We start from the raw sequence: 14,841 nt of genomic DNA, 5'->3' as shown, positions 1-14,841 counted from the left end.
CGCGATGAGAGAAGAGCTGCTGGCCACGGTCAACGACGAACACGCGACGGTCGAAGCGTTCGCGTCCCTGCTCGTCTACGAGGAAAAGGCGCTGACGACGGCCGAGCCGCTCGAGATGCTGCCCGGGATCGTCGAGAAGAAAAGCGCGCTGATCGACCGGCTCGCGCAGCTCGAACGCACGCGCGACACGCAGCTTTCCGCGCTTGGCTTTCCGGCCGGCAAGAAAGGCATGGACCAGGCGGCCGAGCGCGATGCGCGCCTCGCGGGCCGCTGGCAACTGCTGCAACAGGCCGCCGAACGCGCGCGCCAGGCCAATGCGAACAACGGGATGCTGATCCGGATCCGGATGGACTACAACGAGCGCGCGCTCGCGGTGCTGCGCTCGGCGCCCGCGCCGGCCGGCGTGTACGGCCCCGACGGACGCGTCTCGGCGCTGACGCGCTGACGTCGCGCCGCGCGGCCGCCCGGCGGCCGCGCCTCTGCCTCCCCCGTCGTTACAACAGCGGACACGCGGTGACCTGCGTGCCGCGTTCCGCGCACAGCCGCTCGTAGTCGCGCAGATACGCGCGCTCGGCGTCGTCCAGCAGGTCGAGATCGATCAGATCCCAGTCGTAGCCGACCGTCACGACGTTCTCGAACGTCACGGTGCCCGGCTGCGCGTCGTCCTGCCGCACGATCACGATGTTCTCGATCCGCACGCCGCCCTTGCCCGGCAGGTAGATGCCCGGCTCGACCGAAATCACCGCATTCGGCACCAGCCCGTACCGCGCGCCCGGCGCGAACCGCACGCCGCCCTCGTGGACGTGGATCCCGACGCCGTGCCCGGTGCCGTGGCCGAAATCGTAGCCATGATCGCGACACACCTGCCGCACCAGCGCATCGACGTCGCCGCCCGTCGCGCTTGCCGGAAAGCGCGCGACGAGCCCCTTGATGCAGGCCTTCAGCGCGACCGTGTAAATCTCGCGCTGCCACGGCTGCGCGACCGTGTCCGGCCGCGTGCGGCGCAGCACCACGCGCGTGCAGTCCGTCGCGAAGCCGGCTTCGTAGTACGCGCCGCTGTCGAGCAGCACGAGTTCGCCTTCGGTCAGCTCGACGTCGGCGCTCGCCGCCGTGTAATGCGCGAACGCGCTGTTCGCGCCGTTCGCCGCGATCGACGGAAACGACAGCGCGACCGCCGAGCGTGCGCCGTACGCGTCGTTGATCGTGCGCGCAAGGTCGTACTCGGTGTGGCGCACGCCCGGCTCGCCGGTCTTCGCCCAGCGCATCGTCTCGGCGATCGCCGCGGAGCTGCGCGCGAACGCGTCGCGAAAGTGCGCGAGCACCGCCGGCGTCTTGCTCGCGCGCATCGCCTCGACCGGGTTGAAATCGGCATGCCGCGCGTGCGGCCACACCCGCTTCACCGCGTCGACGAGCGCGCAGTTCACCGATTCGAAGCCATAGCACACGTGCTCGACCGCGAACTGCGCGAGGAAGCGCTCGAGCGCGGCGACGTCGCGCCGGATCACGTGCAGCGCCGGATACGAAGCGAGCGCGACCTCGCAGCGGTCGCAGCCTTCCGGCAAAAACAGCGCCACCTGATCGCCGATCGCGAACAGGAAACCGAGGTGCGACGACGTATTCGGGATGTGATAGCCGCGGCTGTTCAGCAGATACGCGAGATCGTCCGACGCGCAGGTGAAGAACGCCGTCTTGCCGTCCGCCGCGCCGGTATGCGCGGCGAGCCGGCAGTTCAGCGCGTCGAGGTTCCGCGCGACGCTCACGCCGGTCACCGTTGCCGGGATCTCGAAGATCGGCCGCTCGACGTTCCAGCCCGGCAGCGCGATCGCACGATCGATCTCGCGATCGGCGAGGCTCGCCCAGTCGAGCGACGCGGCCTGCGTCTCATCGAACAGCCGGTCGCGCTGCGCGACGCTGATCCGCCGCGCGTCGTAGCCGACCCGCGCGAGCCGGCTCGCATGCGCGACCAGCCAGTCGGCCATCGCCTGCCAGATCGTCACGTCGATGCCGAGCTTCTCCACCCGCACGCGCGCCGGATCGCACTGCTCGTCGGCCTGGAAGTGATAGCGGCCGTCGACGAACAGCACGAACGGCGGCACGCCGAGCGCCTGCGCGGTCGCCGCGCTCAGGAAGATCCCGCAGCCGGCCGAGCCGTCGAAGCCGGACACCGCGTAGCGCGGGTTGTTGCTGCGCGGCAGGTACTCGGTCACGTATTCGTCCTGCGACGTGATCACCACCGCGTCGAGTCGCGCGGCATCGAGCAGGCGCGACAGGCCGGCCTGGGTCTCGGCGACGGACGCGTCGTACGGGGAAAGGCCGGAGAAGCTGTATTTCAGTCGATCGATCATCGGATGCCCGTTATTCATTGTTGTCGGCGGCTGGCGGCGCGTCGCGGCATCGCGCCTGCCCGCCCGCGCACGTCGCCGCGGCCCAGGTCGCGCCTGGCGCGACGCGCGGCCGGGCCGCGCCGCGGTTCCGGCGGCCGCCCTCGGGAAATTTTCGTCTCACTTAACTTTGTTTGATGCGCGACAGAATCTAGAGCAGGCCGAAATCGAGGTCAAGCCAAAATTTTCGTAGGACTAAAATCGGCGCGTGGCCTGCGGATTCCGGCACAACGCCGATTCCCGATTCGCGCGGCGATGCCGCGCGGTACAATGCGCCGGCCTCCGCCCCGGCGACCGCCCCGCCGCTGCGCCCGCGCCCCGACTCGTTGCCACGAAAGAGATTCATGGATTCAGACCTCATGCGTATCGGCCAGCGCATTCGCCGCCTGCGCCGGGAAGCGAAGAAGACGCTGCTGGAAGTCGCGACCGAGGCGAACCTGTCGGTCGGGTTCCTGTCGCAAGTCGAGCGCCATCTGACGGGCATCTCGCTGTCGTCGCTCGTCAACGTCGCGAAGGCGCTGGGCGTGCCGCTCGGCACGCTGATCGCGCAGCCGCGCCAGGTGCAGCCCGATTCGCACGAGGGCAGCCGCAAGCCGTATGCGCTCGACGCCGCGTCGCAGTGGTACGAGCGGCTGTCCACCACGTTCGACGGCAGCCAGATCAACGCACTGAAAGTGCAGATGATGGAAGGCTACCGGTCGGAATGGGTCGCGCACGGCGGCGACGAATTCGTGTACGTGCTGGCCGGCCGCATCTGCTACACGGTCGGCAAGAAGAATTACCCGCTGGCGCCCGGCGATTCGCTGCACTTCGACGCGCGCAAGCGGCATCGCGTGGCCAATGTCGGCGACGGGCCGGCCGAGCTGATCACCGTCAGCACGCTGCCGCTGTTCGACGACAGTTCGGCGGAATCCGTGTCCGCGACGGCGGAAATCAGGCAGTCGAAGCCCGGCAAGTCGCGCGCGGGCCGCCGCGCGCCGGCGCCCAAACGGGACGATCGCGACGCTGCCGCGGCACGGCCGTCCAAGGTCGACGCAGCCGACAGGAAGGTATCGGCGAAACCGCGCGTGGCCGCCGGCAAACGCCCGGCGGCCGCGACGCCGGCGCGCAACAAGAAACCGTAACGGCCGACGGGCGCACATGCCGCACGCCCGGTCGCGCGCCGATTATTCGCCGATCGCGAGCGCCTGCGCGACGGCCTGGATCCGCGCGCGATGCACGGCTTCCTTGATCTTCTCCGTGTCGGCGCCGACGCCGCGTGCGATCGCGCCGGCATCGACGCTGCGCGCGGCCGCGAGCGCGACGCGCAACCGCTCGGCCTGCGGATACGGCTGCGCATCGAGCCCGAGCCGGCCGCGCGCATCCGCTTCGCAGGCCTGCAGCAGCTCGGCGAAGCGCGCCGGCTTGCGCAGCGCGTCGCTGCGCTCGAAGAGCCGCACCAGCGCGGCCGCGCCCATCTCCATCACGCGATGCAGGTTGCCGTGCTCGCGCGCGACCACCAGCGCGAGATCGCGACATTCGTTCGGCACGCGCAGCCGCTCGCACAACGGCTTGAGCAGCTCGACGCTGCGGCTTTCGTGGCCGACGTGGCGCGGCAGCACGTCCGCAGGCGTCGTCCCCTTGCCGAGATCGTGCGTGAGCGCCGCGAAGCGCACCGCCAGCGAATAGCCCTGCTTCGCCGCGTAGTCGACGACCATCATCACGTGCACGCCGGTGTCGACTTCCGGGTGGTAATCGGCGCGCTGCGGCACGCCCCACAGCGCGTCGACCTCGGGCAGGATGTGCGCGAGCGCGCCGCAGTCGCGCAGCACCGCGAACATCCGCGACGGCTTCGCCTCCATCAGCCCGCGCGCGATCTCCTGCCATACGCGCTCGGGCACGAGCGCGTCGACCTCGCCCGCGTCGACCATCCGCCGCATCAGCGCGAGCGTTTCGTTTGCGACCGTGAAATCCGCGAACCGCGCGGCGAAGCGCGCAATGCGCAGGATCCGCACCGGATCCTCGACGAACGCGTCGCTCACGTGCCGGAACACGCGCGCGCGCAGGTCGGCCTGCCCGTCGAACGGATCGATCACCGGGCCGACCAGCGCACCCTCCGGGCTCACCTCGCGCGCCATCGCGTTGATCGTCAGGTCGCGCCGCGCGAGATCCTCGTCGAGCGTCACGTCCGGCGCGTAATGGAACTGGAAGCCGTGATAGCCGGCCGCCGTCTTGCGCTCGGTACGCGCCAGCGCGTATTCCTCCTGCGTCTGCGGATGCAGGAACACCGGGAAATCCTTGCCGACCGGCCGGAAGCCCTGCGCGGTCATCTGCTCGGGCGTCGCGCCGACCACCACGTAGTCGCGGTCCTGCACCGGCACGCCGAGCAATTCGTCGCGGATCGCTCCGCCTACTGCGTAGATGTTCATGGCTGGGGTTCGTATTCGGCGATCACGTTGGTTTCGCGGCGCGCGGCATCGATCCAGCGCTGCACAGCCGGCAGCGCCGTCACGCGCGCCGCATAGCCGGCCGCCTCCGGCGACAGCGCCGGCGCATACGTGTTGAAGCGCATCACGACGGGCGCATACATCGCATCGGCGATCCCGAATTCGCCGAACAGGAACGGCCCGCCCGATGCCGCGATGCATTCGTTCCACAGCGCGTCGATGCGCGCGACGTCGGCGAGCGCCTCGGGCGTCGCGCCGCGCCCCGGCATCGACGCGCGGATGCTCATGCCCATCTGCGTGCGCAGCGCCATGAAGCCCGAATGCATCTCGGCCGATACGCAGCGCGCATGCGCACGCGCGAGCGGGTCGGCCGGCCACATCGGGAATTGCGGATAGCGCTCGGCGAGCGTCTCGGCGATCGCGAGCGAATCCCAGATCGCCATGCCGTGATCGTCGATCAGGCACGGCACCTTGCCGGTCGGCGAGTATTCGCGGATGCGCGCGGCCGAGTCGTCGCGGCGCAGCTCGACCACGATCTCGTCGAACGGGATGCCGAAATGCGCGAGCAGCAGCCACGGCCGCATCGACCACGACGAGTAGTTCTTGTCTCCGATGACGAGCTTCATGATGGGGTTCCGAAAAACGCAAAAAAAGAAAAGGGCCGACCCGCGGCGCCGCGCGCGGGCGCTAGCGACGCGAGCGGAACCAGTCGAACCGCGAGCGCCTGGTCGCTTCGCCGAGATACGCGGGCGCAATGCTTTCCAGACTCGCGGGCGAGATCCCGAGTTCCGGCGCGAGCGGCCCCGACAGCACGTTCGGCACCGACATCGTCGCGAGATTGTCGCGCGTGAGCACCGGCTCGCCGGGCAGGCATTCGAACACGCTCGCCTGCAGCCGCGCAAGCGCGTCGGGCAGCCGCACGATGCGTGCCTGCCGGCCGACCAGCGTGCCGCAATAGCGCACCAGTTGCTCGAGCGTGTAGACGGTCGGGCCGCCGAGTTCGTAAGTCTTGCCGTGCGCGGCCGCGAGATCGAGCGTGTTGACGAACGCGCGCACGACGTCGCCGACGAATACCGGCTGAAAGCGCGCGTCGGGCATCGCGAGCGGCAGCACGGGCACCGTGCGCTGCAGGTTCGCGAACGTGTTGAGGAATGCGTCGCCCGGGCCGAACACGACCGACGGACGGAAGATCGTCAGCGCGAGCGAATCGGTGGCCGCGACCGCATGCAGCGCGGCTTCGCCGTCGCCCTTCGAGCGCTGGTACATGCTCGCGCCGTGCGAATCGGCGCCGAGCGCGCTCATGTGCAGCACGCGCCGCACGCCGACCTCGACGCATGCCGCGGCCAGCGCGGCCGGCAGCGCGACGTGCGCGCGCTCGAAGCCCGGCCCGTACGGCGTGCCGCGGCCGCCGTGCAGCACGCCGATCAGGTTGATCGCCGCGTGCGCGCCGGCGACGAAGCGCGCGAGCGTGCGCGTGTCGAGCGCATCGAGTTCGACGATGTCGACCGGCAGCATCTGCAGGTGGCGCGCGTGGTCGCGCCGCCGCGTGCCGATCCGCACGTGCTTGCCGGCATCGATCAGCGCATTGACGAGCCGGCTGCCGATGAAGCCGGTGCCGCCCAGCAGCGCGACGGTCTGGCGATCCATGATGTGGGCCTCAAAAGAACACTGCCGCGTCTCGCGCGGCAGTGTGAAGATTGCTTATCAGGGCGAGATCATGCCTAGACGTTTCTTCAACGACTGCGGTTTGCCCTCGAAGAGCGCCGCGTAGTAGACCGTGTTCGACAGCACGTTCTTCACGTAGTCGCGCGTCTCGTTGAACGGAATCGTCTCCGCGAAGATCGCGCCTTCGACCGGCTGCGTCAACACCTGGCGCCACTGGCGCGGCCGGCCCGGGCCCGCGTTGTAGCCGGCGGTGGCGAGCACCGGCGAGCTGTCGAAGTTGTTGTAGATGTCCGCCAGATACCAGGTGCCGAGCTGGATGTTGGTGTCGATGTCGTGCATCTGCGCACGCGAGATCGTGCCCAGGCCGAGCTTCTTCGCGACCATCTGGGCCGTCGCCGGCATCAACTGCATCAGGCCGCCCGCGCCCACCGACGAACGCGCGCTGATGATGAAGCGCGATTCCTGGCGGATCAGCCCGTACGCCCACTCGACGTCGAGGCCCGTCGATTGCGCGTAGCGCTCGACGGTCGTGCGGTACGGCGACGGATAGCGCAGCGTGAAGTCGTGCTCGGCCTTCGTGCGGTCGGCCGTGTTGACCGTGCGGTCGAGCAGCTCGACGCGCTTGCCGTATTCGGCGGCCGCGAGCAGCTGGCGATCGGTCATCCCGCGCAGCGGCCAGTTCCATTCGCGATTGCCTTCGAGGCGCAGGTTCAGCGCGTAGAAACGCTGCGCGAGCGCGAAGCCGGGGATCTTGCCCATCGCATCGATCTCGGCATCGCTCACCTTCGTGCGCGGCGGGATCGTCGTGCGCTGGCCGAGCTCTTCGCCGGCCAACTGCCCGTAGAAGTTGAACTGGCCGGCGACCTGCTCGAATTCCTGGTTCGCCTGCAGCGTGTCGCCGCTCTGCTTGAGCGCGCGCGCATGCCAGTAGATCCACGCCGGATCGTTGCGCAGCGACGGCGGCATCTGCTCGATCGACCAGCGCACCATCGGCCAGTTGCCGGCGAGCAGCGCGGCGCGCGTGCGCCATTCGTAGCCCGGGTTCGACAGCGGCGCGTTCGCCGATTTCGCATACCAGACCGATGCCATCGGCGAGCGCTTGATCGCGCCCTGGTAGCCGATCGCGCCCCACGCGATCGCCTGTTCCTGCTTGGTCAGCGAAGGCGCGACCGTCGTCAGCATCCCGGCGGCGGCGTCCGGATCGTTGCGCGCCATGCGGCCGAGCGCGATCAGCGCGAGCTGATGCGACGCGGCATCGGGGCCGACGCCGCGCGCGAGATACAGCGGCGGCGCGCTCGTCGCCTGGTCGAAACCGGCCGGGCGCGGGCCGAGCGCATCGACGATCTTGCCGCCGAGCGTCGTGTAGTTCTGCTCGTACGCGAGGCGCGCCTGCTGCCACACGTCGTCGCTCGTGAACTGCTGGTTGACGGCGAGCGCGGTGATCAGGTCGACGCACGCATCGCCGTAGTTCTTCGGCTCGACGAGCAGCGCGCGCGCCGCGTCGGCGACGTTCTCGTTGCGCGCCGCGCGCGATTCGAGCGCATAGCACTTGACCTGCGTGTCGTCGTCGAGCACGAAGCGCTTGTACTGATCGTCGAAATTGCGCCAGTCGTGGCGCGCGCCGAGCACGAGCAGGTAGTCGTTGCGCAGCCGATCGGCGATCGCCTGGCCGTCGTAGCGCTGCAGGAACGACTGCACGGGCGCGTCCGGCGCATCGACACGCGCGCGGCCCGTCGAATCGAACAGCTGCGGCTTGATCTGGAAATACTCGACGTAGGACGGAACCGGATAGTTCGGGATCATCGACGCGAGCTGCGCGGCCTTCGCGGCGTCGTTGCGGCGTGCGGCTTCGCGAAGCTGCACGAAGATCTGGTCATCCCCGGGGAGCGTGTCGTCGTTCGGTGCGGCGCACGCGGCCGTGCCCGCGACGAGCGCGCCGGCCGAAAGCATCAGCGCGACCGCGCGATATACTCGAAAAAGGCTGTTCGACATCGTTATGAATGGAGCACGAAGTGAGCGAAAGCATAGCACGCAACCCTGTGCCGAACCCGAAGGTTGCGCTGCGCAAAACGCTGTCCGGCGCCCGTCGCGACGCCGCGTCGCAGCCCGCCGCGAACGCCGCGCTCGACGCGCGGCTGCGCACGCTGCTCGACCGTCTGGCGCCGCGCACGGTCGGGTTCTACTGGCCGCTGCCGGGCGAATTCGATGCGCGCGACGCGGTGCTCGCCTGGTGCGCGGCGGGGGCCGGCCGGTGCGCCGCGTTGCCGGTGATCGGCGAGCGTCACACGCCGCTCGCGTTCCACGCGTGGGACACGCACACGCCGATGCGCGAAGGCCATCACCGGATTCCCGAACCGGCGTCGGGAATCGTCGTCGTGCCCGATCTTTTGCTGATTCCGTGCGTGGGATTCGATCCGCAGCGCTACCGGCTCGGCTACGGCGGCGGCTACTACGACCGCACGCTCGCCGCGTGGCCGGGCGACGCGCTGCCCGTGACGGTCGGCATCGCGTACGAAGCCTGCCGAGTCGATGCGCTGCCGGCCGAAGCGCACGATCTCGCGCTGCACTGGATCGTCACCGACGGCGCGCTTTATCCGGCCGCCGGATAATGCCGCTGCGGGCGCAGCGACCGTCGCCGCCGGCCCGCGAGCGCGGCGCGGCGCCCGAGCGTTTCCGCGAGCGTTTCCGCAAGCGCTTACAGCGATGCCGCCGCGCGCGCGGCCGTGTCGTAAAGGCCCGATGCGTGGCGCAGCAACTGCGCCGCGTCGCCGATCTGCTCGTTGGTGAGGCCGCTGTCCTTCAGCGTCTCGATCAGGCAGTGCTCGCGGACCTCGCGGTACTTCAGGCACAGGTCGCGGCCCGCGTCGGTCGCGAAGAAGAACACTTCCTTGCCGCTTTTCTCGCTCTTCACGTAGCCGCGGGCGATCAGTTTTTTCAGCGCATAGGTCGCGACGTGCGTATCCTCGATATTGAGCACGAAGCAGATGTCGGCGAGCTTCTTCTTGCGTTCGCGATGGCTGACGTGATGCAGCAGCGAGACCTCGACCGCCGTCATGTCCTTCGCCCCCGCCGCCGACATGCAGCGGACCATCCAGCGGTTGAACGCGTTGCCGGCCATGATGAGCCCGTATTCGAGCTCCGACAGCTCCGCGCTCGAATCGGAAACGAGGTGTTCGGATGACACGATCTTGGTCGCAGGACGCTTCATGGAAAGGCGGCGCAAGCCGGATGACAGGATGTGCCCGAGTGTACGCCAGAAGCCCCGGCCGACGGGCTAGGCAAAAACGCTTATTGATAAGTTGTCGATATTTTGTCGACAATGTGCGCTAACATTGCCGTCCGAACCGTGCCAGTCCGATGACGCAACCCCGCATTTATCCGCTCGGCGATGCCGCCCTCGTCTGCGAGGTGCCGCCGCCCGCCACGCTCGATTGCCAGCGCCGCGTCTGGGCCGTGGCCGAGGCCGCGCGCGCGTGGCCCGACGTGATCGACGTCGTCCCCGGCATGAACAACCTGACCATCGTGTTCGACGCGCTCGCCGCGACGGCCGACTCGCTCACGCCCGCGCTGCGCGACGCGTGGGAGACGGCCGACGTCGAGCACGCGGACGGCCGCGAGGTCGAGATCCCGGTCGAGTACGGCGGGGCCGCCGGGCCCGACCTGGCCGCCGTCGCCGCCCACACGGGCCTGTCGGCCGACGAGGTCGTCGCGCGCCACGCGGCCGGTACCTACGTCGTGTTCTTCGTCGGATTCCAGCCGGGCTTCGCGTATCTCGGCGGCCTCGACGCGTCGCTGCACACGCCGCGCCGCGCGGCGCCGCGCCTCGAGGTGCCGGCCGGCTCGGTCGGCATCGGCGGCGCGCAAACCGGCATCTACCCGGCCACGTCGCCCGGCGGCTGGCAACTGATCGGCCGCACGTCGCAGTCGCTGTTCGATCCGGCGCGGCCGCAGCCGACGCTGCTGCTGCCCGGCGACCGCGTCCGCTTCACCATTGCGGGAGTCGACCCACGATGACCCAGAGCCACGCACCGGGCACCATCGAGGTCGTGCGGGCCGGCCCGCTGTCGACCGTGCAGGATCTCGGCCGCCGCGGCACGCGCCATCTCGGCGTCGCGCAGGGCGGCGCGCTCGACGGCCTCGCGCTCGAGGTCGGCAACCGGCTCGTCGGCAACCGCCCCGACGCGGCGGCCGTCGAAATCACGATCGGCCCCGCCACGTTCCGCTTCACGCGCGCCACGCGCATCGCGATCACCGGCACCGAATTCGGCGCGACGCTCGACGGCAAGCCCGTGTACTCATGGTGGAGCCTGCCGGTCAGCGCCGGGCAGACGCTCGTGCTGCCGGCCGCGAAACGGGGCATGCGCGGCTACCTGTGCATCGCGGGCGGCATCGACGTGCTGCCGATGCTCGGCTCGCGCAGCACCGATCTCGCGTCGCGCTTCGGCGGCCTCGGCGGCCGCTCGCTGCGCGACGGCGACCGGCTCCCGGTCGGCGTGCCGCCGGCCGGCGCGGGCTGCCTCGCGGCCGACGCGCCCGAATTCGGCGTGAAGGCGCCGGCGTGGTGCGCGTTCGTGCGCGTCGACGAGCCGCCGCGCCGCCACCGCCCCGCGCACGCGCCGTGGGCGATGCCCGTGCGCGTGCTGCCGGGCCCCGACTACGCGTCGTTCGCGGCCGATTCGCAGCAGGCGTTCTGGGACGAGGAATGGCTCGTCACCGCGAACAGCAACCGGATGGGCTATCGGCTCGCCGGCGCCGAGCTCGTGCGTGAGCGCCCGGTCGAGCTGCTGTCGCACGCGGTGCTGCCCGGCACGATCCAGGTGCCGCCGAACGGCCAGCCGATCGTGCTGATGCACGACGCGCAGACCACCGGCGGCTACCCGAAGATCGGCACGGTGATCCGCGCCGACCTGTGGAAGCTCGCGCAGGCGCGGCTCAACCTGCCGATCCGCTTCGTGCGCACGACGCTCGACGCCGCGCGCGCCGCCCTCGTCGCCGAACGGGCGTACTTGCGGCAGATCGACGTCGCGATCGAGATGCGCGAGGAAGCGCGCCGCGGCGCCCAATCGCGCGCGGCGTGACAATGACGGAAGCGGCACGAAGGACGCGCCACGCAACCAGTGGACGAGGAACATCATGGAAATCGATCTGAATGCCGATCTCGGCGAAGGATGCGGATCGGACGAGGCGCTGCTCGACCTCGTCACGTCGGCGAACATCGCATGCGGATGGCATGCAGGCGGCGCGAATGCGATGCGCGACTGCGTGCGCTGGGCCGTGCAGAAAGGTGTGTCGATCGGCGCGCATCCGAGCTTTCACGATCCGGAGAATTTCGGCCGCAAGGAAATGCAGTTGCCGGCCGGCGACATCTACGCGGGCGTGCTGTACCAGCTCGGCGCGCTGTCGGCGATCGCGCAGGCCGAGGGCGGGCGCATCGCGCACGTGAAACCGCACGGCGCGCTGTACAACCAGGCCGCGCGCGATCCGATGATCGCCGACGCGGTGGTGTCCGCGATCCACGACTTCGATCCGTCGCTCGCGGTGTTCGGGCTCGCGAACAGCGTGTTCATCGCGGCCGCGCGACATGCGGGGCTCGCGGCGGTGGAGGAAGTGTTCGCCGATCGCGGCTACCGCGCGGACGGCTCGCTGGTGCCGCGCAGCCTGCCCGGCGCGTTGATCGACGATGAAGAGGCGGTGCTCGCGCGCACGCTCGACATGGTGCGCAACCGGCAGGTGCGCGCATTGAGCGGCGAATGGGTGCCGCTCAATGCGCAGACCGTCTGCCTGCATGGCGACGGGCCGCATGCGCTGGCATTCGCGAAAAGGATTCGTGCGGCGCTCGAAGCGGCGGGCGTCGACGTCGTGGCGCCCGGCGCGCTGCAGGCCGACGAAGGGGCTTAAGTCGTTCCACCTCCACTGGCGCCTCTTGCGCCTACGTGCAGCGCTTCTCGAGCAAGGCCGCGTCACCCGCGAGCGTCGCATCGGAAGGGCATCCGGCGCGGCATGCCTTCGCCGGTTTGCGGATTCGTCGCATCGTCGAACGAATACACCGGATTTCGCTCCCCTCAACATCGAAGGCTCTTTTCGGCAAGCTCCGTCCTTCGAGAGCGCGGCACGTCGGCTCCTTGATTCCTTCGACCTGCATCGAAGCATCGATTCGCCGGACGGGGCGGCTGGCGCTCGCGTCGCCCGAGAGACAGCCCGTCTTCCGCCGAGTTATCTCGAAAAAACCGTGAGAAATTCCATATTTTCAGACGATTGAACCGCTGTTAAGTTTGGTGCCGAGACAGTCAATCGGAATGGCCGATCGGTTTTCTCTCATTCAAAGGAGACTTGACTCATGCGGGTTCTGACGAAGGACGAAATCAACCAAGCCAGCGGCGCGATTACCTGCACGCTCAATCCGAATCCGATCAATCTCGCCGACCTCGCGATCGCAACGGCATTGGGGGCGCTGGCCGGCCCTCAAATGGCGATTCTCGCTGGCGGCGGCAATTTCCTCTCCCAAAGCTGGATCTGCCGGTTCTGACCCAGATCGAAGCCCCGATCGCCCCGGTCGGGGCAATTTGCGTACTCGGCCAGATATGTTCTGAACCAAACCGCTCGATCCAATGAAACTCCGCACGGTCACCGATATCCTCAAGAGATACTGGGTCTATGGCGTTTTTCTTGCCCCTCTGGCTCCCCGTTTCGGAGGCGGCTGGAAAGGTATCGTCCTTGCCGCGATCATCCGGTCGGCAATCGTTTCGATACCGTATGCAATTCTGTTCCACGCATTCTCATCGGAAAATATCTTTGGATGGCTAATCGTCAGCTCGTCCGCACTTCTTTACTCGATCTGGCAGGAATTTCGCGCGAGCCCAAAAAATCGGCATTGACATCGCGCCCCGTCAGAATGCTCGAATCGACTAAAACCGACGAAAACCCAATCGCAATGGATGCAGTGAAACGATTCATGATCCGCTGGATTCATTTCAATCCACTTGCACACCGCTTCGGAGGCGGGTGCACGGGAATCGTCATGGCCGCCACAGCAAAAACCGCGCTGTTCGCAATCATCCATGCCGTCGTACTCGGCGTCACCGATATCGGAACACTTTCGTCGTGGCTCGCTTCCACTGCAGTGATGTTTGTCGTCATGCTGGCAGGCGAAGTGCTCGGCCAATGGGTTCATCGACGCTAACCCCGACACGCACCGACCGGCCCCAGGTTGGACGGCACCGCCGAAATCAGGCTCTGTCCGAATCGACCACGCGGTCCGTCAGGCAATGAAAAGCAAAACCCTCGCTGCAACCCTGAAAAAACTGGCTCGGCACGGCATCTTTCTCGGTCCGCTTGCTCCTCGCCTCGGAGGGGGATGGATCGGCATCCTGGCTGGCGGAGCAGTCAGAGGCCTCGTATTTTCCGTACTGTCCGCACTGGCGCTGTACATGCTCGGCACATGGGAACTGTTCAAATGGAGCGTGGGGACCGTCGGTTTTCTCGTGTATTCGGTCTTGCTTGAAATAGACCTGAGCCGGCAATGACGGTGCCGACTGCTCATTGACGTGCTCGTTCATCGCGACATCGCATCGCGCTGGCGGGCAACCGGTTCGTCCTGCCCGCCTTCCCATCCCCGGCCCTGCCGTGCATCGATCATCCCCAGCGCGATCGCTCGCGTGATCGCATGCGTGCGATTCCTGACCCCAAGCATCCGCATCACGTTCGCGATGTGATTGTCGACCGTGCCGACAGCCAGCGTCAGCGCCGTCGCGATTTCCTTCGTCGAATACCCGGCGCCGAGCAACTGCAGCACATCCCGCTGGCGTCCCGTCAACCGCACGTCGGCCTCGGCGTGCGCAGCGATCTCCGGATACGCGGAGCGGCCGTCGAGCACTGACTGCAGTGCGTCGGAGAAATCGCCGAGCGGCACACCCTTGGCAAGGTAGGCGATCATGCCGAGGCGCTTCGCCTCGGCGATCCACGACGGTCGCACACCCGCCGTGACGATCGCGCATCGATCGGCGACACCCGACGCATGAAACTGCCGCGCAAACGGCAGCCCGCCGCCAGGCACCTCAAGATCCAGAAGAATCCGGAACCACGCGGGCGCGCGATGAAACACTTCCATCGCGCCGCTCGCACTGTGACAAATCGTGACGTCGAGCCGGGCATCGAGGTCCACCAGCGCACCGCCTATCGCATTCGCAACGATCGGATGCGCATCGACCACCAGCACCGGCAGGCGCTCCCGTCCTCGTCCGTTCATCCGTCCGCCCCTGTTCGTTCGCCGTGGTAGGACGTAGACGGTGCCATCTCGGGCATCTCGACACAATCGCATAGCGTCCATTGTGCTGAACCCGGACGGGTGGCGCCGGCTCATCGGGCAGGCT

17 protein-coding genes are annotated in these 14,841 nt (G+C 68.2%); 9 read left to right on the top strand and 8 right to left on the bottom strand.

What is annotated here, in order from left to right; translation table 11 throughout:
* The first annotated feature begins 4 nt into the window (after positions 1–4).
* Complete coding sequence (locus tag WS95_RS16945) at positions 5–445, top strand: flagella synthesis protein FlgN (protein WP_034208608.1); 441 nt, start codon at positions 5–7, stop codon at positions 443–445.
* A gap of 49 nt (positions 446–494) precedes the next feature.
* Here the strand turns inward: WS95_RS16945 and WS95_RS16940 are convergent, their stop codons facing one another.
* Both WS95_RS16940 and WS95_RS34860 read right to left on the bottom strand, forming a co-directional pair.
* Positions 495–2,345 (bottom strand): M24 family metallopeptidase, encoded by a 1,851-nt coding sequence (locus WS95_RS16940; protein WP_059824749.1) that lies wholly within the window; start codon positions 2,343–2,345, stop codon positions 495–497.
* 187 nt (positions 2,346–2,532) lie between these two features.
* The gene (locus WS95_RS34860; RefSeq protein ID WP_155294482.1) at positions 2,533–2,727 is read right to left on the bottom strand and encodes a hypothetical protein; all 195 of its coding nucleotides are present in this window, start codon (positions 2,725–2,727) and stop codon (positions 2,533–2,535) included.
* Here WS95_RS34860 and WS95_RS16935 point away from each other — a divergent pair.
* Positions 2,726–3,505, top strand: a complete 780-nt coding sequence (locus WS95_RS16935; protein ID WP_059824748.1) for a helix-turn-helix domain-containing protein — start codon at positions 2,726–2,728, stop codon at positions 3,503–3,505. The genes WS95_RS34860 and WS95_RS16935 overlap by 2 nt on opposite strands.
* Before the next feature lie 42 nt (positions 3,506–3,547).
* Here WS95_RS16935 and WS95_RS16930 read toward each other — a convergent pair whose 3' ends face one another.
* The 4 genes from WS95_RS16930 to WS95_RS16915 form a co-directional block, all read right to left on the bottom strand.
* Positions 3,548–4,789 carry a multifunctional CCA addition/repair protein gene (locus WS95_RS16930; RefSeq protein WP_059824746.1) on the bottom strand — a complete coding sequence of 414 codons (1,242 nt, stop codon included), beginning with the start codon at positions 4,787–4,789 and terminating at the stop codon, positions 3,548–3,550.
* The gene (locus WS95_RS16925) at positions 4,786–5,433 is read right to left on the bottom strand and encodes a glutathione S-transferase family protein (RefSeq protein WP_059824745.1); all 648 of its coding nucleotides are present in this window, start codon (positions 5,431–5,433) and stop codon (positions 4,786–4,788) included. Before WS95_RS16925 ends, WS95_RS16930 begins: the two co-directional genes overlap by 4 nt.
* Before the next feature lie 61 nt (positions 5,434–5,494).
* Positions 5,495–6,454, bottom strand: coding sequence for a complex I NDUFA9 subunit family protein (locus WS95_RS16920; RefSeq protein WP_059824743.1), 960 nt, complete (start codon positions 6,452–6,454; stop codon positions 5,495–5,497).
* Between the two features lie 57 nt (positions 6,455–6,511).
* Positions 6,512–8,464: a lytic transglycosylase domain-containing protein gene (locus tag WS95_RS16915; RefSeq protein WP_059780797.1), complete on the bottom strand. Its 1,953-nt coding sequence runs from the start codon at positions 8,462–8,464 to the stop codon at positions 6,512–6,514.
* A gap of 8 nt (positions 8,465–8,472) precedes the next feature.
* On the opposite strand from WS95_RS16915, the gene WS95_RS16910 reads away from it, so the two are divergent.
* Entirely contained in the window at positions 8,473–9,081 is a 609-nt protein-coding gene (locus tag WS95_RS16910; RefSeq protein ID WP_059780796.1) for a 5-formyltetrahydrofolate cyclo-ligase, read from the top strand.
* 86 nt (positions 9,082–9,167) lie between these two features.
* On the opposite strand, the gene WS95_RS16905 is transcribed toward WS95_RS16910, so the two are convergent.
* Positions 9,168–9,680 (bottom strand): winged helix DNA-binding protein, encoded by a 513-nt coding sequence (locus WS95_RS16905; RefSeq protein ID WP_011546427.1) that lies wholly within the window; start codon positions 9,678–9,680, stop codon positions 9,168–9,170.
* Between the two features lie 149 nt (positions 9,681–9,829).
* Here WS95_RS16905 and pxpB point away from each other — a divergent pair, with 149 nt between their 5' ends.
* The 6 genes from pxpB (at position 9,830) to WS95_RS16875 (ending at position 13,995) form a co-directional block, all read left to right on the top strand.
* Entirely contained in the window at positions 9,830–10,486 is a 657-nt protein-coding gene (gene pxpB, locus WS95_RS16900; RefSeq protein ID WP_059824742.1) for a 5-oxoprolinase subunit PxpB, read from the top strand.
* The gene (locus tag WS95_RS16895; protein ID WP_059824740.1) at positions 10,483–11,550 is read left to right on the top strand and encodes a biotin-dependent carboxyltransferase family protein; all 1,068 of its coding nucleotides are present in this window, start codon (positions 10,483–10,485) and stop codon (positions 11,548–11,550) included. Before pxpB ends, WS95_RS16895 begins: the two co-directional genes overlap by 4 nt.
* Positions 11,551–11,605: 55 nt before the next feature.
* Entirely contained in the window at positions 11,606–12,370 is a 765-nt protein-coding gene (gene pxpA, locus WS95_RS16890; protein WP_034208618.1) for a 5-oxoprolinase subunit PxpA, read from the top strand.
* 439 nt (positions 12,371–12,809) lie between these two features.
* Complete coding sequence (locus WS95_RS16885) at positions 12,810–12,998, top strand: hypothetical protein (RefSeq protein ID WP_034208619.1); 189 nt, start codon at positions 12,810–12,812, stop codon at positions 12,996–12,998.
* Positions 12,999–13,268: 270 nt separating this feature from the next.
* Entirely contained in the window at positions 13,269–13,652 is a 384-nt protein-coding gene (locus WS95_RS16880; RefSeq protein WP_155294483.1) for a hypothetical protein, read from the top strand.
* A gap of 85 nt (positions 13,653–13,737) precedes the next feature.
* Entirely contained in the window at positions 13,738–13,995 is a 258-nt protein-coding gene (locus WS95_RS16875; RefSeq protein ID WP_059780792.1) for a hypothetical protein, read from the top strand.
* 29 nt (positions 13,996–14,024) lie between these two features.
* Here WS95_RS16875 and WS95_RS16870 read toward each other — a convergent pair whose 3' ends face one another.
* Positions 14,025–14,831 (bottom strand): response regulator transcription factor, encoded by an 807-nt coding sequence (locus WS95_RS16870; protein WP_257139826.1) that lies wholly within the window; start codon positions 14,829–14,831, stop codon positions 14,025–14,027.
* Positions 14,832–14,841 lie beyond the last annotated feature (10 nt).

Source organism: Burkholderia sp. MSMB1826 (assembly GCF_001526325.1).
Lineage (GTDB): Bacteria > Pseudomonadota > Gammaproteobacteria > Burkholderiales > Burkholderiaceae > Burkholderia.
This window is presented reverse-complemented; position numbering and strand designations above follow the sequence as displayed.